An 18,442-nucleotide genomic window follows, 5' to 3' on the forward strand; every position below is an offset into this window, starting at 1 on the left:
CCGGGCCAGGCCGCCTGAAGCATCGGGCGNGGCCCGGCCAGCGTCAGACCTTGGGCAAGGGCCGCCATCCCCCGCCCGTACACACCTCGAGGCAAGCCGGCAGGCCATCCAGACGCAGCAGGTGCAACCAGCCGTTGCGCACCAGATCGCGCACTACGGACTGGTTGGCGATCACCTGATCGATCATCGCGCGCGGCGCCTCGATCACCACGTGCAACCGTAGCGGACGATGCATCCACTGCTGGCCGTCGTGCAGCGACTGACGCGCCAGCCCGATGCGCAGGTCGCCGCCGTTGCCTTCGAACACGCCGATATGGCCGCCCACCACGTTGTGCAGCAACTTGTTGCCGCTGCCAAAGCGCAGGTTGTCGGTGGTCGAGGTGAAGTACTGCAGGTTGATCCAGTGCGCCACCACCATGGGCGCCGTCATGATCAGCTCCAGCACCCTGCCCTCCCGGTCTTGCCGCCAGTCGTAGTCGTGCAGGAAGACGCGACCCTCCAGGTCCACCGCGCGGGTGCGCGCCCGCGGCGCGGCGATGAAGGCGGCATTGCCGGCGAGGCCCCATTCCGGCCGGGTCTGCGCCCAGTCCCGAGCGCGCCGGCGCAGCTGCCCGAGCAATCTGTCCGGCTGTTCCGGCAGCGGTGCCAGGCCCAGTTTGCCAGCCCGCTGCCGCCGCACCTCGGCGCTGGCGCTGTCCAGCGCCAGCTGCAGGCGCTGCCAGCCGGGCTGGAGCTCTGCGGGAAGCCCCTCGTACCCGAAGACCCGGACCTCATCCGTCGTGGTGTTGTGCAGCCCGGCCAGCACCTGGGAGTGCGGCGGCAGGTCGAGGCCGCGCACCCGCAGCCCGTCACGCACCTCGGGTTCGTTGAGCAGGCCGGCAAGTAGCCGCGCATTGATCTCGCCGCTCTGGCCACAGCAGGCACCGCAGTCCAGACCCGCTGCCTGAGGATTATTGGCGCTCTGGCTGCCGTGGCCGAGCAGCACCAACAGGGACGGCACCGGCCCGTTGAGCCCCATGGCCCTGAGAATGCGCTCGGCCAGGTCGACCTGCTGCAGCCGGGACATCGCCGGTAGCTGTGGTTGCAGCTGTTGCCGTTCCTGACGGCGCCAGGCGCTGAGTTCAGGCGAAGGCGCGCCACCGGCCAGGCCATAGGTCCGTCCCAGCAGCGCCCCGGCGTAGCCCAGCCCGACGCTTTCCACCAGGGTGAAGGTCGAGGCCGGCAGCCGCTCGAACAGCCGCCAGCGGCCCTGCCGTGCCAGGCGCCCCTGACGCAGCTGTGCCAGCTGCCGATCCCGCGTGGCATCGCCACTGCCGTCACTGACCTGCAGCTGCGGCGCGAGCAGGCCCGGCAACTGCGGGCGCGTGGCATCGGTACCCAGCGGCGTATAGGCGATGGGCAGCCCGAAGAAGCCGGCGAAACCGCCAGTTTCCAGTGCCGGACACGTTTGCTCCAGGGCGCGCCTGAGGGGCTCGGAACGTACGTCGATACAGAAGAACAGCTTGGCCAGCGGCGCCGGTGGCAAGGCTGCCGGGATGCTCTGGCACAGCGCCTGCTGCAGGTGTTCCTGCCAGGCCAGCTCGTCCGCGCGCTGCCAGAGCTGCAGGGCCTGCCAGTTGGCCGAAGGCATCCGCTGCAAGCCCTTCTCCCAGGCCGCCCGCCAAATGTTCCAGCGGCTCTCGGCATCGCGCCGGCGATCATCCACCAGCCATTCCCAGGCCGCGCGGATAGCCAGCAGCTCCAGCAACGTCTGGTCGTCCTCGCCCTGCAGCCGGGCCTGCCAGCGCCGATAGGCGCACCAGGAGGCCCAGCCCAAATTGCGCAGCAGCAGGCAGTCGAACCAGGCCGCCCATTCTGGCGCTGGCAGTCCCAGGTGTTCGACCGCTGCCTCCAGGGCCGCTTCGGGTTGCGCCGGCAACGCTGCGATCCGCTGATGCAGATCCCGGCAGCCACTGAGGACGCTCAGGCCCTGGTCGGCCAGCAGGCTGGCGCGCCAGGTCTGATAGAGCCCGCCACCCTCTGCCGGACGCCAATCCGCCTGCTCGTGATCGAACCAGGCAGCGCAGCTCTGACCGATCTGGTGGGTGATCAGCGCCGGCCAGCCCGGAAGCGGGATCCCCGGCTCTGCCAAGTCTTCCAGCAGCGGCAGACCGTGGCCGACCTCCACGGGGGCGTCCAGTACCTCCAGCAGCCTTACCGGCTTGCAGGATTCCCCCTGCTCGGCCAGCGCCTGCTGCAGATGGCGCTCGGCGATGCGACCGTCCTGCCAGGCCTGGCGATAGTCGGCGGCGTCCAGGGTCAGGCGGCTGCCGGCGCGCTGCCAGAGCTGCGCGGCCACGCTCTGCCAGGCCTGATCGCGCCGCTCCCACAGCGGGTTGACGGCGATCATGCGATCCAGCGGCCAGGTCGGCGCGATGCGCGCGCAGGCCTGGCGGGCCGCCTCGTGCAGCGCCTGGTGCTTGGGGCTGGAAAGCGTTTCGAAGGCAGTCATGGGCGGTCTCCAAGGGTTGCGCTCAGGGGCTGGGGCACACGCGCCGGCCACAGGCGAAAGGTCAGGCGGGTGAAGTGCTCATCCAGGTAGAAGCCGGCAAAGGCCAGCGGGTAGAGCCGTTGCGCCAGGGCGCCGCGCGGCCGGGCCAGCAGCAGGCCCTGCAGCAGGTAGAGCCCGACCAGCATGACCATCGCCACCAGGGCCAGCGGCAGCGGCGCCGCAGCGAGGTGCTGGCCGAGGATCCAGCCGGCCGCCTGATGCCACAGCAGGTAAGCGCCGAGCAGCAGGCCGAACATGAGCAAGCCATGGGCTGGCTGGTCGCGGCGCAGGATCCAGGGCGCCAGGCCGATCGCCAGCAGCGTCAGGGCCACCAGGGGCAACGCATGACCGGGCAGCAGCCAGGCGCAAAGCCCTTGCAGCAGCGCCAGCATCAGCGCGGCCACCAGCAGTGCGCGCAACAGCCCGCCCGGGTCGAGCGCCGCGGCCTGCGGCTGCAGGGCATGCTGGCGGGCGTGGGCGACCGTTTCACCCGCGGCCAGGAAGGCATGGGCCTTGTAGAGCGAGTGGGCCAGCAGGTGCACCAGCGCCAGTTCGTACAACCCCAGCCCGCATTCCAGCAGCATCAGGCCCATCTGCGCGCAGGTCGACCAGGCCAGGCGGACCTTGATGCTGATCCGGGTCATCATCACCAGGGCCGCGAGGACCGCGGTCAGGCCGCCGACCAGCACCAGCAGGCTCTGCGCCGGAACCGCGGCGGAAAACAGCGGTGCGAAGCGCAGCAGCACGAAGCCGCCCAGGTTGACCACCCCGGCATGCAGCAGGGCCGAGACCGGCGTGGGAGCCTCCATCACCTGGATCAGCCAGCCATGCACCGGCAACTGGGCCGATTTCAGGATCACCGTCAGCGCCAGCAGCAGCGCCGCGCCCTGCAGCTCCCAACCGAGCGCACCCCCCGCCTGCACCTGGGCGTTCACGGCGGCAAGGATCAGCGCGAGCTGGCTGCTACCGCCGGCCTGCACCAGCAGCAGGGTCGCCAGCAGCAGGCTGACATCGGCGAGGCGGCTGGCGAGGAATTTCTTGTGGGCCGCGACGACGGCCTGCGGGCGCTCGCGGTAGAAGGTCAGCAGCTGGTGCAGGCACAGGCTGGAGAGGATCCAGGCCCCGGTAATCAACAGCAGGTTACCGCTGGTGACCACCGTCGCCACCGCCGCCAGGGTGGCCAGCAGGGCGAGCACGTAGCGCCGCTGCCCTGCTTCCCCCTCCAGATAGCGCCGGGAATACTCGATGATCACCAGCGCCAGCAGGCTGATGATTCCGGCCATCGCCAGGCCGAGGCGATCAGGATCCTGGGTGCCGACGAGCGCCTGTAGCCAGGCCGCCAGCACCAGCAAGACACCCAGATAACCCGCGACCCGCGCAGGTATCCAGAGTTGGCTCGGTGAAGCGAGGAACACCGCGGGCAACAGCGCCAGGGCATAGACCCAGGGCAATAGTGGGGCGAGGGAAAACAGCAGGCCAGACATCGTGCACACTCCATGAACACCAGATAGCGACAGTGTCCGGATGTGTACGAATTATTTAAAATAGATTGATCAGAACCTAACGTTCACTTTTGAAGAACGAAGCATGCGCCGACTCAATTTCCATCACCTGCACTACTTCTGGGCCGTCGCCAAGGAAGGCAATCTCACCCGCGCCGCCGAGGCGCTGCATGTCTCCCAGTCCGCCCTCTCCACCCAGATCCGCGTGCTGGAAGACCAGCTTGGCCATCCCCTGTTCATCCGCTCCGGACGGAGCCTGCGGCTGACCGAAGCAGGGCAGCTGGTGCTGGACTACGCCGACACGATCTTCGCCCTGGGCAGCGAGTTGCAGGACACCTTGCAGAACACCCAGGAAGCCAACCAGACACTGCGCATCGGCTCCGTGGCGACCCTCTCGCGCAACTTCCAGGAAAACCTGCTGCGCCCCTTCCTCGGTCGTGAAGACCTGGTGCTGACCCTCGAATCCGGCAGCGTGGACGAATTACTGGAGCGCCTGGCCCTGCACAAGCTGGACGTGGTGCTGACCAACCAGGCGGTGAGCGCCGACAGCCAGCGCACCTGGCAATGCCGCCTGCTCCATCGCCAGCCGGTGTGCCTGATCGGCCCGCCGCGCCAGGACAGTCGCCCCTTCGACCTCCACCGGGACCTGCAACAGGCCCGCCTGATCGTGCCCGGGCGCAGCAGCGACGTGCGCAGCCAGTTCGACGTCTATTGCAGCGGCCAGGGGCTGACGCCGCGCATCTGCGCCGAGGTCGACGACATGGCCCTGCTGCGTCTGCTGGCCCGCGACTCCGGCGACCTGGCCCTGCTGCCCGCCGTGGTGGTGCAGGACGAACTGCGCAGCGGCGCCCTGCAGCTCTACGCCGAAGTCCCCGAGATCGCCGAACGCTTCTATGCGGTGACGCTGCAGCGGCAATTTCGCCTGAGTATTCTGGAGGAGTTGCTGGGGCGGGCGGCGGTGACGGATGCCGTCTTGGCGCCGGAGCCGCTGGAAGCTGCGCCAGGAGACCCTGCCTGACCCCGCCATTGCGGCGGAGTCAGTCAGCTGTGCAAAGCGGAAGCACTAGCCGCATTGGGCGTTGAAGCCCTGCCTCATGCGCGACGCCGTCGCGCTCGCAAGCCCGGCATCAGCCCAGCGTGACGGGCCGCGGTGCCAGTACCGACTGCCGTTTGGTATTGGCGACCGCAGGCGCCGTTTCCGGCATTCGCAGCGCACAGAAGGTGGAAATGACGCCAAGCGAACTGAACAGGAGCGCAGGTCCCATCCAGCCCACCACCGCGAACAGCCCGGTCGCGAGGAACGGCAGCAGGCCTGCGATCATGGAGGCCCCGTTGTAGCCCAGGGAAATACCCGAGGTACGCACATTGGGCGGGAATTGCTCGGTGAACCAGCTGGCTTCGACGGCGAAGATCGGATCGTGACTAAGCAGCAGGGACAGCGCCACTGCCACGATTACCATGACGAAGACTCCACTGTTGATCAGCAGGAACAGGGGTATGCCGAATGCAATGGTGAACAGCGATCCCAGCAGGAACACCGGCTTGCGCCCGATCCGATCGCTCAGGGCACCAAACAGCAGGTGGCTGAGCAGGCCGAGTGCCGACCCGATCATGGTCCCCCAGAGCACGTTTTCCTTGGTCGCGACCCCCGCTAGCAAGACGTAGGAGAGCATGAAGCTGGTCGCCAGGTAGTAGCCCCCGGTCTCGGCGAGCCGCAGGCCGATGATCTGCAGGATCTTTCTCCAGTCGCTGCGGATAACTTCGAGCGCTGGCTGTTTCACCAGCTTGTTCTCCGCCTTCATCTTTTCGAATTCCGGGGATTCGCTGACCCCCATGCGGATGTACATGCCCACGCCGACCATCACCACCGACGCCAGGAACGGCGCACGCCAGACCCAGTCGCCCTCGAACAGCGCGCCGGATGCCAGGAAGGCGCCATTGGCCATCAACAGGCCCAGCGGAATACCGATCTGCGGTACGGCGCCAAAGAAGCCTCTCCGGTGCGGCGGGGCATGCTCGCAGGCCATCAGCACCGCCCCGCCCCACTCGGCACCGAAGCCGATTCCCTGGATCATCCGGAGCAGGATCAGCAGCAACGGCGCGACCAGCCCGGCCTGCTCGTAGGTCGGCAGGGCGCCGATCAAAACCGTGGCACCGCCCATGGCGAGGAGCGACCAGAGCAGAATGGCCTTGCGTCCGATGCGGTCTCCGTAGTGGCCGGCCAGGTAACCCCCTAGGGGTCGCATGAAGAAGCCCACCGCCATGGTGGCGAAGGCCGCTAGGATGCCGACGATGGGTTCGGTCGTATGGAAGAACACGCTGCCGAACCAACCGGCAGCGGCCGTCCCGTAGATGAAGAAGTCATAGCTCTCCACCGCCGATCCGATCATGGAGGCGAAAGACACTTTTCCGGCACTGTCCCGAGCCGGCATGGCCTTGCTATCTGAAGGGTGCATGGATAACTCCGCTACCTATTGTTGTTGTAATGAGGCAGGTGTCTGCCTCTGGTGGTGAGGCCGAGAAACGGTGAACCGTCGGCGCTAGCGCCAAGTCTCGATGACGCGACTGTCATCCCGCTGACCAAGTCCCGCGGCGGCCGCTGCCTGGAAACGGACATGGGCGGTGTCGAGCAGCGGTACCGCGGCCTGGCAGGCCTGGGCGGCCTCGGCTACCAGCCCACTGTCTTTCACGAAGATGTCCACCATGCTGGTCACACGGGTGTCCGTGCCTTCCAGCATGCGCGGGCCCCGGTCGCTAAGCATCCAGGAGCCGCCTGCGCCCTTCTCGACCAGTGCCAGCACCTGCTCCGGCTGCAGTCCCAGGGCGCGTGCCAGACTCAGCGCCTCGGCGGCCGCCACCAGGTGCACGGAGCACAGGTGCTGGTTGACCACCTTGATCGCCTGGCCATCGCCCACCTGGACGCCGGCAGTCTTGACCTCGCCCATTGCCTGCAAGACCGGCTCGCAACGGGCTACCGCTGCAGGCGCCCCCGAGGCGAAGATCAGCAGGCTTCCAGTAAGGGCGCGGGCTACTCCGCCGGTGACCGGTGCATCCACGACCTGAACACCTAGCGCCTGAAGACGGCTCGCCTGCTCACGGACGGACGCCGGTCCCACGGTGCTCATGATTATCCAGTGCTGGTCGGAACGCAGCCCACTGCACTGGCTGACGAGGGAGGCCAACTGCGCTGGCGTTGCCACCATCACTACCACGACGTCGGCATCGATCAGCGCCTGCCACTCGGCGACCGCTTCCAGCCCTTCCGCTGCCGCCCGCTCACGCGACGCCTCCGACAGTTCGATGCCGATGATGCGGTGCCCGGCGCGCTGAATCTGTACCGCCATGGGCAAGCCGATGGCGCCCAGCCCTACGAAAGCTACGTTCATACTGCCTCCTAACCCAACCAGCTCTGAATGCGGGCGACCATGGCGGCCGTAGAAATGCCGTAGCGATCGTGCAGTGTCGGCAAGGCGCCGGCGTCGAGGAATTGATCAGGGAGGGCGATCTGCCGAAACTCCGGGTGCACGCGGGCGCGCAACAACGTCAGCGCGACCGCCTCGCTCAAGCCACCCACGGTGCTGTGATTCTCGGCCACTATGACCAGCCGTCCACTCCGGCGGCATTGCTCGATGAGGGTGGCCTCATCCAGCGGCTTGATGGTGGGTACATGCAACACCGCTACGTCGGCACTGCCATCCGCCATGGCTTCAGCGACTTCCAGCGCCCGCATGGTCATGATGCCGCTGGACACGATCAGCACATCGCGCCCGTCACGCAGCAACTTGGCCTTGCCCAGCTCGAACTGGTAGTCGTATTGGTCCAGGACCATCGGCACCTTGCCCCGCAGCAGGCGCATGTAGACCGGCCCCTGGTGAGCGGCGATGGCCGCGACCGCCTGGGTGGTATCCAGCGCGTCGCAGGGATCGACCACGGTCAGACCGGGTATCGCGCGCATCAGCGCAAGATCGTCGGTGGCCTGGTGGCTCGGGCCATACCCGGTGGTAAGCCCCGGCAGGGCCGCGCAGATCTTGACGTTCAGATGCTCTTCGGCGATGACCTGATGGATGAAGTCATACGCCCGGCGGGTGGCGAATACCGCGTAGGTCGTGGCGAACGGCACCAGGCCTTCCTTCGCCAGACCACCAGCCGCTGCCATCAAGAGCTGCTCCGCCATGCCCATCTGCAGGTAACGCTCGGGAAACTCCCGGGCGAAGATGTGCAGATCCGTGTACTTGGAAAGATCTGCGGTCATCCCGACGATACGCGAATCCCGTGCGGCTGCCGCGATGAGCGCCTGTCCGAAGGGCGCCGCCTCGGTACGCTGCCCCTCGCTGGCAATCGAGGCGATCATCGCCGAGGTGGTGAGACGTGGCTTTTTGAGAGTATCGACGCTCATGTCACTGCGCTCCCTGCTGGTAGTGGCGATCGAGCACTTCGAGCGCCTGCTGCCATTCATGGGGCTCGACGCGAATGAAGTGGTTCTTTTCCCGAGCTTCGAGAAAGTCCACGCCCTTGCCCATCAGGGTGTCGAACAGGATGACCCGGGGCTTGGACTCGGTCAGCGCCATGGCGCTATCGAACGCCGCGAGCACGGCGGCCAGATCATTGCCGTCCACGCGCTGGACGTGCCAGCCGAAGGCCTGCCACTTGTCCACCAGCGGTTCGAATCCAAGGATGTCGTTCGAATCGCCGTCAGCCTGCTGTCTGTTCAAGTCCACCAGGGCAATGAGATTACTCAACCCATGGTGCGCAGCCGACATTGCGGCCTCCCAGGTCGCTCCTTCGTCGAGTTCCCCATCGGACATGGAGTTGAAGACCCTCGCCGGGTTGTTCTTCAGCCGCAGTCCCAGCGCCATGCCAACTCCAATCGCCAACCCTTGGCCAAGCGATCCACCGGAGATCTCCATGCCTGGCGTGTAGGTGGCCATTCCCGACATCGGCAGCCGACTGTCATCCGCGCCATAGCTCTCCAGCTCACTTTCGGGAATCACCTGCGCCTCCAGCAAGGCGGCATAGAGCGCTATCGCGTAATGGCCATGGGAGAGCAGAAACCGATCTCGACCCTCCCACTCAGGATCGCTGGGGTCGAGATCCATGGCGTGGCAATAGGCAACGGCCAGGACGTCAGCCCAACCGAGGGCCTGGCCCACATAACCCTGGCCCTGGACTTCACCCATACGCAAGGCAAAACGGCGGATGCGCCAGGCGTGATAGGCCAGACGCTCGAGCGGCTCCACTGCCGGAGCAGTGGCTACAGATCTTATTGTCATTATGGATTCCTCGATGTGCAGATCCACTCACGACAGGTGCTTAGAATTCATGCTGAGCACGGCGAGTGGCCTGAAAACCAAGCTAACATCGAAAAAACACGACCGACAAAGGAGTTTTTAACAGCAATGGATGAATTCAGCTCACGCATGAATCGGCTTAGACGCGTGCCCTTGACGACCTTCAGAGTCTTCGAAGCCGCTGGCAGAACCGAATCCTTTGCCATGGCCTCCCAGGAGCTGGGCATCACCTCCAGCGCGGTCAGCCACTCCGTTCGCAAACTCGAGGAAAGCATCGAACTCACGCTGTTCGAACGCAGCACGCGCGAAGTCCGCCTCACCATCAAGGGCCGCCTGTTGCTCGAACACGTTCAGCGCGGGCTGGGCGAGATGCATCGAGGACTTTCGCTCATTCAGACGGATGAACCGCCGCCGCTACGGCTGCACACCGCGCCCAGCTTCGCGACCCAGTGGCTATTGCCCAGGCTGCCGGATTTCGTGAACAAACATCCCCACATCGATCTGCGCTTCTCGGCGAGTACCGACTATGCACGCTTCGAGAATGACGACTTCGACCTCGACATCGTCTATGGCGAACCGCGGCAGGATTTCTGCGAACACGTGCCCCTGGCCGTCGAGCACCTCACCCCGCTTTGCAGCCCCACGCTGGCCGCAGCCATCAAGGCGCCGCAAGACCTGCACCAGCACACCCTGATCCAGTGCGATGTGCAGATGCTGCAGTGGAAGGGCTGGTTCGAGGCCAACCACCTGCTCCCCGCCCACCACTATGCTCTGCGCTTCGACCGCAGTGCCATGGCGATTGCCGCCGCGGTCAATGGCATGGGCGTGGTCCTGGAATCCACGCTGCTGGCCGAACGGGAACTGCAGGAGGGTCGCCTGGTAGCCCCCTTGCGCAGCCTGACCCACGACATCCAGTACGTAGGCCACTTTCTCGCCTACCCCAAGAGCCGGACCCGCAAAGAAGCGGCGGAAGTCTTCAAGAAATGGCTGCTGGATGAGTTGGGTGTTCGTTGACCCGGCATAAGGCTCGCCTAGGTCGGCAAGAGCGCCGAGCGATGAGCTTCGCTCGGCGCTGCACCGCTACCTCACCACGCCATTGGCCTTGAACAGCCAGGCAAAGGCCTGGTCGAGAGTCGGCGATGCCGTGTCGACAGGCTCGTGTGCGAGCTGAGCGGCTGTCCGTGCAAACACTTCCCTGACCCCGGGCAGCACCGCCACCGGCAGCTCGGCAGCCCGCAGTTGGCGTTCGGCCTCTTCCACTTCCTTGAGACGGCGCGGAGCGTGGACGACATGCGTCCTGATCAGGGCGCCGAGAAAGTCCCTGAGCGAAGCCTGGTCGATATCGCCCAGAGCATCGTGGAGCTGTTCCGTGACGCCCTGCTTCTCGGCCGCCATGAAGCACTCGATGGTCAGGGCTTCCAGGCCCTTGGTGAACACGCTGCGCAGGATTTTCAGGGCGGCCGCATCGCCCGCGGCGCCTCCCTCGACCGGCTTGAGCGGTGCACCGGCTTCGGCGAAGAGCGCAACAGCGCGCTCCAGGCCGATGCCGGCGCCCAGCAGGTTGGTCTTCGCGTGCGTCAACGCGATGGCCCCCAGGATGGCCACGTCCACATAGGGGATCGAGCGCTCGGCCGCGATGGCCGCGGCTCGCCTGATCTGCTCCGGATCCGCGGTGGTCATGTCGATGAACAGCGCACCCGCCTGCATAAGGGCAAGCGCCTGCTCGGCGACCGGGAGCGAGACGGTGCCGAAAACGCAGGAGACGACGACGTCACAAGCGGCCACCGCGTCCTCTATCGAGGTGACGAGTGCCAGATCATGTTCTTTCGCGAAGGCCTGGGCTCTGGGTGAGGGCCTGAGGTCACACAAGAGGATCTCGTGGCCCGCGGCCACCCAGGGGTGCGCATAGGTAAGACCCACTTCGCCTGCGCCGATAATCGCTAGCTTCATTTGCTTCTTCCGTAATCAATGGGCCGCGTAGGCGCCCCGGTAGGTTCCAGCGGCAATCTGCGCGAGCATCTCCGCTTCCTTGCGCTCGGTCGCCAGACAACGGTCGAGCAACTCCGCCGCCTGGGCGATGGGAAAGGCGACAATGCCGTCATGGTCACCCACGACGAGGTCTCCTGGTGACACGATCATGTCGCCAATGCTCACCGGCACGTTGATCTCGCCCGGGCCGTTCTTGTAGGGACCCCGGTGATAGCCCCCACGCGCAAAGATGGGAAAGCTGCCCTTGCTGATCGTCGCCAGGTCGCGGATCGCCCCATCGACGACGACCCCCGCGGCACCGCGCTTTTCCGCGATAGCCGCCATGATGTCGCCCATCAGGGCGCGACTCAGGTCGCCGCCGCCATCGACCACCAGCACCTGGCCAGGGACGAGGAGCTCCAGCGCCTGGTGGATCGCCCGATTGTCGCCGGCCGGTACTCTGACGGTGAGCGCAAGGCCCGCCATGGTGCCTTCGATCCGGTGGAAGGGTCGCAGCCGAGCGCCTGGAAGCCGGTCGAGACAGTCGCTGATGATCGAGGTGGAGGTGCGGGCGAAGGCTTCGACCAGCGCGGTCGGACGGGAAGCGATGACGTTCATGGGGGCTCCTCTTGTTGGATGACGTCGAGGATAGGCCGGTGGCCAAATAGAAAAAGCGATATTAAGGTATGACCACTCATGCCCTGAAGGAATGCCAATGGTCACGCTACGGCAATTGCTGGCGCTGCACTGGATCGAACGTCTGGGTACCTTCGAAAGGGCTGCGGAACACCTCAACACCACCCAGTCGGCCATCTCGAAACGGGTGCAGGAGCTGGAGTCCTCCACCGGCCTGCAATTGTTCGATCGCTCGCAGCGGGGTGCCCGCTTCACCGCCGAGGGCGAGGAGCTGCTGGTCATCGCGCGGGAGATGCTCGATCTGAACGAACGCATCACCTCGCTCAAGGATGGCAAGCACGTCACCACCCGCCGCCTGCGACTGGGCGTTACCGAACTCACCGCCTGGACCTGGCTACCGCGCCTGGTCACGCGACTGGTCGCGGACTTCCCCGGGCTGACCGTGGAACCCGAGGTCGACATGAGTCGCAACCTGCACGAGCGGCTGATGGACGACCTGGTCGACCTCATCGTGATCCCGGACACCTTCACGGCCCCCGAGGTCACCAGCGTGCCCCTGGCGACCGTGGAGAATGCCTGGATGGCTGCGCCGGGACTGGTGCGGAGTTCAGGCGTGGTGAGCCTGGCCGAGCTGGCCAAGTATCCCATGCTGATGCAGGGCAAGAAGTCAGGGTCCGGCCTGTTCGTGAACCGCTGGCTGCATGCACGCGGCATAGAGCTACCGAGGATCCTCTCCTCCGACAGCCTTACCGCCATGCTCGGCCTGGCCTCGGCGGGCCTGGGCGTCACCTATCTGCCGCGCGAGTGTTTCTGCCCGCTGGTGGACGAAGGCAAGCTCGTCATCGTCGAGACCGATCCCGAGCTGCCACCGGTTCCCTACATGGCGATGTACCGCAACGACCGGCCCTCGACCTTCGTCGCCGAGATTGCCACGCTGGCGACGCAACTCTGCGACTTCACGAAACAGTTGCAGCGTTAGTCAGGGACCGCTGCATCGCCCCGCGCGTAACTTTCGCGGGGCAATGGTCAAGACCTTGCCGGGCTACTCGACCCGCTAGGCACCCGACTCGCCGACAGGCGCGGTAGCCGGCTCGGAAATGGTCAGCACGAAGGCCAGCGCGGCCAGGGAGCAGACGCCGAGGAAGATGAACACTGCCGTCCAGCTGTAGCTGTCCAGCAGGAAGCCGGTGATCAGCGGCGCCATGGCACCCCCTGCCTGACCCGCGCTGTTGACCACGGATGCAGCCACCGGATAGGTCGTTCTGGTCGTCAGTCCCATCGAATAGACCGAGAACGACGAGTAGCCGATATTGAGCAGAAAGCCGGTACCGAACAGCAACAGACCGACCGCGAGCAGCCCATTGGGCGCGTAAACCAGCGCGACCATCATCACGCAGGTCGCTACCGCGCTGATCATCATGGTCGGTTTGCGACGGCGGTCCAGGATTCGATCCGACAGCCAGCCGCCGACGATATTGCCAAGCACCCCGCCAACGAAGGGCAAGGACGCCACGAAGCCGACCTGCATCAGTTCGAAGTGCTTCACCTCACCCAGGTACTTGGGGAGCCAGGCCAGGAGCACGTTCACCACACCGGTCATGAGCAGGTAGCCCAGACCACACCCCCAGATGTTCCAGGATCTGAACACGGAGCGGGACGTATCCAGGACGGGGGTGCGCTCATAGCGCAGCGCGCGGTCGAGCCTGCCGAAATCCCGGTGCTTACGGACCGACTCGCTGTGCGCAGTCGTCTGGTCCTCGATGTGCTCGGCTTCGGCGTCACTGACCTGCTTGCAGGCCCGCGGGTCATTGGGGACGAGCCACCACCAGAGCAAGGCCAGCAGCACGCCTGGCAGGGCGAAGGCAATGAACATGGTGCGCCAGCCATCGAGCAGAATCAGCGCCGCCCCCAGTGGCGGTGCGATCACCGCACCCATCTTCGCGGCGGACAGGAACGCCCCGGTAGCCGTGCCCTTTTCCCGCGGCGGAAACCAGCGGTTGATGGTGCTCAGCATCGACAGCGGCAAGGCAGCTTCTGCCACGCCCAGGGCCGAGCGATAGAGCTTGAGCATGCCGATGCTGTGGGAGGTGCCGATCAGCAGCGTCACCAGCGACGTCAGCCCAATCGCTGCGGGAGCGACCACGCGTACGCTGACCTTGCTCAGCAGGAAGCCTGCCGGTATCTGACCCAGCGAGTAGAACAGGAAGAAGGCACTGACCAGCAGACCCACCTCGGCATTGGTCGCGCCGAACTCCTTCTGGATATAGGGCAGGGCGATGCCGATATTGGCCCGGTCGGCTGCAGCGAGCATGTACACGACCACGATGACCGCCAGTACCACCCAGCGATAGCGGGTCCTGGACCGCGTCTGTAGCGCTGACCGTTCCGCTACTGCCGGCGCCGGCTTTGAAGCCAGGGATTCGGTCATGAGTCCTCCGATTTTTATGTTTATTAAAGGTGACGGAGGTTTTACGACGACCCATTAATGGAAAAAAGCGATAAAGAGGAACAGGCATTCATTCTCCTTTGGAATGCGCTTACGCCATATCCGGTGGAATGTCGGTGCTTGAGCCCCTGGCAGCCGCAACTCCGTCTGCCCCGCTGCGCTCCCCCCACCGGGATGCCGGCCGGAAACACGGATAACCCTTAATCGGCAGACGAGTCTGTAGATCCTCTTTCCAGTTGATGGACTGCCGTCAACCACCCAGCACCCCGGGCGTGCCCTCCTCCCCCTCGCCCGCTACAATGCGCGCCTTGCCGTGCCACGCCTGATCGAGAAGAACTGCCATGTCCCTGCCCAAGCACCATCTGGAATTGCTCAGCCCGGCCCGCGATGTCGGTATCGCGCGAGAGGCCATCCTGCATGGGGCCGATGCCATCTACATTGGCGGGCCGAGCTTCGGGGCGCGGCACAATGCCTGCAACGAGGTCAGCGAGATCGCCGAGCTGGTGACATTCGCCCGGCGCTATCACGCGCGCGTGTTCACCACCATCAACACCATCCTGCATGACGACGAGCTGGAGCCGGCGCGCAAGCTGATCCACCAGCTGTACGACGCCGGCGTGGATGCGCTGATCGTGCAGGATTTGGGCGTGCTGGAACTGGACATCCCGCCGATCGAGCTGCATGCCAGCACCCAGACCGACATCCGCACCCTGGCGCGGGCCAAGTTTCTCGATCAGGCCGGCTTTTCCCAGCTGGTGCTGGCGCGCGAGCTGAATCTGCAGGAGATCGCGGCCATCGCCGCCGAGACCGACGCGGCCGTCGAATTCTTCATCCATGGCGCCCTGTGCGTGGCCTTCTCCGGCCAGTGCAACATCTCCCATGCCCAGACCGGCCGCAGCGCCAACCGGGGCGACTGCTCCCAGGCCTGCCGCCTGCCCTACACCCTGAAGGACGACCAGGGTCGGGTGGTGGCCTTCGAGAAGCACCTGCTGTCGATGAAGGACAACAACCAGAGCGCCAACCTGCGTGCCCTGGTCGAGGCCGGCGTGCGCTCCTTCAAGATCGAGGGGCGCTACAAGGACATGGGCTACGTGAAGAACATCACCGCCTACTACCGCCAGTTGCTCGACGAGATCCTCGAAGACCGCACCGACCTGGCGCGCGCCTCCAGCGGCCGCACGGCGCACTTCTTCGTGCCCGATCCGGACAAGACCTTCCACCGCGGCAGCACCGACTACTTCGTCACCGACCGCAAGGTGGACATCGGCGCCTTCGACTCGCCGACCTTTACCGGGCTGCCGGTGGGGCAGGTGGAAAAGGTCAGCAAGCGCGACTTCATCGCCGTGACCGAAGAGCCGCTGTCCAACGGCGACGGGCTTAACGTGCTGGTCAAGCGCGAGGTGGTGGGCTTCCGCGCCAACGTTGCCGAACTGAAAGGTGAATTCGAAGAAGACGGGGCGAAGCGCTATCGCTATCGCGTCGAACCCAACGAGATGCCCGAGGGGCTGTTCCGCCTGCGACCGAATCATCCGCTGTCGCGCAACCTTGACCACAACTGGCAGCAGGCCCTGCTCAAGACCAGCGCCGAGCGCCGCATCGGCGTGCGCTGGCAGGCCGAGCTGCGCGAGCAGCGATTGCAGCTGACCGCCATCAGCGAGGAAGGCGTGAGCGTCATCGTTGCCCTGGACGGTCCCTTCGGCATGGCCAACAAGCCGGAGCAGGCGCTGGAGGGTCTGCGCGATCTGCTGACCCAGCTGGGCACCACCGAGTACCACGCGCTGAACGTGACCCTGGATGCCCCCCAGGCCTTCTTCGTACCCAATTCGCAACTCAAGGCGTTGCGCCGCGAGGCCATCGAGCAGCTGACCGCGGCGCGCATCGCCGCCTACCCACGCGGCCGCCGCAAGGCCGAGACCAGTCCGCCGCCGGTGTATCCCGAGTCGCACCTGTCGTTTCTCTACAACGTCTACAACCAGAAGGCCCGCGACTTCTACCACCGCCATGGCGTGCAACTGATCGACGCCGCCTACGAGGCCCACGAAGAGCCTGGCGAGGTGCCGGTGATGATCACCAAGCACTGCCTGCGCTTCTCCTTCAACCTCTGCCCCAAGCAGGCCAAGGGCGTCACCGGCGTGCGCACCAAGGTCGCGCCCATGCAACTGGTCCACGGCGACGAGGTGCTAACCCTGAAGTTCGACTGCAAGCCTTGCGAGATGCATGTGGTGGGCAAGATGAAGGGCCATATCCTCGACCTGCCGCTGCCGGGCAGCCAGGCCGCGGCCAAGGCACTGGCCAGCATCAGCCCGGAAGACCTGCTCAAGACCATCCGCAACAACCCGACCGGATACAGTCACTGAGCCCGGCAAGGCGCTCGGGACTGATCTGCACCAAGGTCTCGCACACCAGGTAATCACCCCCGGGGGCCCAGCCGGCCGGAACGCTGTCGGTCACCCGGTCGGGCCGCCACTTGCTGCTTCCCTGAGCGCGACCGGCGCTCGATCCTCCCGCCTGTCCCTTTTCTTTAGCACCTGCCGTCGAGGGTGGGCGAGCCCACTTTTTGTCAACTTGGCACCGGCCGCCGCAACCACCGGGCCAGAGGCGCTCGCGCTTGATAGCCGATTGATCGGCACGCGCCGAACGGTCCCGGACCCGGAAAAAAAGTGCACGGCACCGCCGCAATGGACTCCAACCTGGCTGATGCCTGCCGCGGTTTCCTGGCTGAATGGCCGAGCCGGCGGACGGCGTCCTGTGTTCCAGTTGACCAAGAGCGCGCTGGGATAAAACGAGTCGCGACCGCGCCTGCGCGGCCGAGTCGTGGCGATTTCTGAACCGGCTAGAAGACCCCCTGCTTTATGGATCTCGGATTTTTCAACACCCTGCTATCGACCAGTCTGCTCGGCATCTCGCTGGCCAACTGGCTCGCCATGCTGTGCATCATCCTGCTCAGCTTCACCCTCGCCCGCACCATCATCGGCTTCGTCCTGAGAAATCTGCGGACCCGCGCCGAGAAACCGGGTGCCCATGTCAGCCATATCGCCATCCAGGTGCTCTCCAGCACCAGCAATACCCTGCTATTGCTGGCCGCCATCCTGATCGGCGTGGGGATACTGGATCTCCCCGAGCGCTGGCTGACGCGGGTCAGCAGCCTCTGGTTCGTGGTGGCGGCCTTGCAGGCCGGGCTGTGGGCCAACCGGGCGGTGGCCCTGGCGGTGCACCACTACTTCGTCAAGCACAGCCAGGCCGACGTCTACCAGGGCAGCGCCCTGGCCACCCTGTCACTCTGGGGCGCCAAGGTGCTGCTCTGGGCCGTGGTCGGCCTGGCGATGCTGTCCAATCTCGGCGTCAACATCACCGCCTTTGTCGCCAGCCTCGGCGTGGGCGGCATCGCCATCGCCCTGGCAGTGCAGAACATCCTGGGTGATGTGTTTGCCTCCCTCTCCATCGCGGTGGACAAGCCCTTCGAGGTGGGCGACTTCATTGTCGTCGGCTCGCTGGCGGGCACCGTCGAGCACGTGGGCCTGAAGACCACCCGGATCAGAAGTCTGGGCGGCGAACAGATCGTCATGGCGAACGCCGAGATGATCGGCAGCACCATCCAGAACTACAAGAAGCTGCAGGAGCGTCGCATCGTCTTCAAGTTCGGCCTGACCTATGCCAGCCAGCCGAAGCAGATCAGACAGGTTACTGCCGCCCTGAAAGACATCATTCAGCGGCAGGACAAGACGCGCTTCGACCGGGCCCATCTGCTGGCCTTCGGCGACAGCTCGCTGGACTTCGAGGTCGTCTACATCGTCCTGGATGCCAGCTACAACCTGTACATGGACATCCAGCAGGCGATCAATCTGGAGATGATGGAAGCCTTCGCCAAGATCGGCGTGCGCTTTGCCCTCTCCAGCAGAAGCCTGTACGTCGAATCCCTGCCCGGGGACTTCATGGCCGAGCGGGATCGGCAGGAAGAGAATGAGTCGGTTGGCCAGCACCGGCCAGTGATCCAGTAGCATTCCGCCAGGAACCCAGGGGTGCCGGCGCTGCCGTCGGGGCGTTCGTTATGGTGGACGCCTCGACGGCTGGC

The 18,442-nt window shown here is 65.4% G+C and carries 14 protein-coding genes; 5 read left to right on the top strand and 9 right to left on the bottom strand.

What is annotated here, in order from left to right; genetic code table 11:
* Positions 1-43: 43 nt before the first annotated feature.
* Together PVZ72_RS13480 and PVZ72_RS13485 are read right to left on the bottom strand one after the other, a co-directional pair.
* Positions 44-2,491 carry a YbcC family protein gene (locus PVZ72_RS13480; protein ID WP_273862169.1) on the bottom strand — a complete coding sequence of 816 codons (2,448 nt, stop codon included), beginning with the start codon at positions 2,489-2,491 and terminating at the stop codon, positions 44-46.
* Positions 2,488-4,014 (bottom strand): NADH-quinone oxidoreductase subunit L, encoded by a 1,527-nt coding sequence (locus PVZ72_RS13485; RefSeq protein WP_273862170.1) that lies wholly within the window; start codon positions 4,012-4,014, stop codon positions 2,488-2,490. Before PVZ72_RS13485 ends, PVZ72_RS13480 begins: the two co-directional genes overlap by 4 nt.
* Positions 4,015-4,117: 103 nt before the next feature.
* Here PVZ72_RS13485 and PVZ72_RS13490 point away from each other — a divergent pair, with 103 nt between their 5' ends.
* Positions 4,118-5,050, top strand: a complete 933-nt coding sequence (locus tag PVZ72_RS13490) for a LysR family transcriptional regulator (RefSeq protein WP_273862171.1) — start codon at positions 4,118-4,120, stop codon at positions 5,048-5,050.
* 109 nt (positions 5,051-5,159) lie between these two features.
* On the opposite strand, the gene PVZ72_RS13495 is transcribed toward PVZ72_RS13490, so the two are convergent.
* The 4 genes from PVZ72_RS13495 to PVZ72_RS13510 form a co-directional block, all read right to left on the bottom strand.
* The gene (locus PVZ72_RS13495) at positions 5,160-6,464 is read right to left on the bottom strand and encodes an MFS transporter (RefSeq protein WP_273862172.1); all 1,305 of its coding nucleotides are present in this window, start codon (positions 6,462-6,464) and stop codon (positions 5,160-5,162) included.
* Between the two features lie 108 nt (positions 6,465-6,572).
* Positions 6,573-7,418, bottom strand: a complete 846-nt coding sequence (locus tag PVZ72_RS13500; RefSeq protein WP_273862173.1) for an NAD(P)-dependent oxidoreductase — start codon at positions 7,416-7,418, stop codon at positions 6,573-6,575.
* A gap of 8 nt (positions 7,419-7,426) precedes the next feature.
* Positions 7,427-8,428 (bottom strand): transketolase family protein, encoded by a 1,002-nt coding sequence (locus PVZ72_RS13505; RefSeq protein WP_133860936.1) that lies wholly within the window; start codon positions 8,426-8,428, stop codon positions 7,427-7,429.
* Between the two features lies 1 nt (position 8,429).
* Positions 8,430-9,302, bottom strand: a complete 873-nt coding sequence (locus PVZ72_RS13510) for a transketolase (protein ID WP_273862174.1) — start codon at positions 9,300-9,302, stop codon at positions 8,430-8,432.
* Between the two features lie 147 nt (positions 9,303-9,449).
* Between PVZ72_RS13510 and PVZ72_RS13515 the strand changes: the two genes are divergently transcribed.
* Entirely contained in the window at positions 9,450-10,334 is an 885-nt protein-coding gene (locus tag PVZ72_RS13515) for a LysR substrate-binding domain-containing protein (protein WP_273862340.1), read from the top strand.
* A 66-nt stretch (positions 10,335-10,400) separates the two neighbouring features.
* Here PVZ72_RS13515 and PVZ72_RS13520 read toward each other — a convergent pair whose 3' ends face one another.
* Together PVZ72_RS13520 and PVZ72_RS13525 are read right to left on the bottom strand one after the other, a co-directional pair.
* Positions 10,401-11,270 (bottom strand): NAD(P)-dependent oxidoreductase, encoded by an 870-nt coding sequence (locus PVZ72_RS13520; RefSeq protein WP_273862175.1) that lies wholly within the window; start codon positions 11,268-11,270, stop codon positions 10,401-10,403.
* A 15-nt stretch (positions 11,271-11,285) separates the two neighbouring features.
* Entirely contained in the window at positions 11,286-11,906 is a 621-nt protein-coding gene (locus tag PVZ72_RS13525; RefSeq protein WP_273862176.1) for an RraA family protein, read from the bottom strand.
* Between the two features lie 97 nt (positions 11,907-12,003).
* On the opposite strand from PVZ72_RS13525, the gene PVZ72_RS13530 reads away from it, so the two are divergent.
* Entirely contained in the window at positions 12,004-12,903 is a 900-nt protein-coding gene (locus PVZ72_RS13530; RefSeq protein ID WP_273862177.1) for a LysR family transcriptional regulator, read from the top strand.
* Positions 12,904-12,978: 75 nt separating this feature from the next.
* Here the strand turns inward: PVZ72_RS13530 and PVZ72_RS13535 are convergent, their stop codons facing one another.
* A complete protein-coding gene (locus tag PVZ72_RS13535) occupies positions 12,979-14,352 on the bottom strand; it encodes an MFS transporter (RefSeq protein ID WP_273862178.1) in 1,374 nt (457 codons plus the stop codon).
* Positions 14,353-14,711: 359 nt separating this feature from the next.
* On the opposite strand from PVZ72_RS13535, the gene PVZ72_RS13540 reads away from it, so the two are divergent.
* On the top strand, positions 14,712-16,727 hold the full coding sequence (locus PVZ72_RS13540; protein WP_273862179.1) for a peptidase U32 family protein: 2,016 nt from the start codon (positions 14,712-14,714) through the stop codon (positions 16,725-16,727).
* Positions 16,728-17,222: 495 nt separating this feature from the next.
* Positions 17,223-18,368, top strand: coding sequence for a mechanosensitive ion channel family protein (locus tag PVZ72_RS13545; RefSeq protein WP_273862180.1), 1,146 nt, complete (start codon positions 17,223-17,225; stop codon positions 18,366-18,368).
* Positions 18,369-18,442 lie beyond the last annotated feature (74 nt).

Source organism: Pseudomonas sp. LA5 (genome assembly GCF_028640825.1).
In the GTDB taxonomy this organism is placed as follows: domain Bacteria; phylum Pseudomonadota; class Gammaproteobacteria; order Pseudomonadales; family Pseudomonadaceae; genus Chryseomonas; species Chryseomonas aestiva.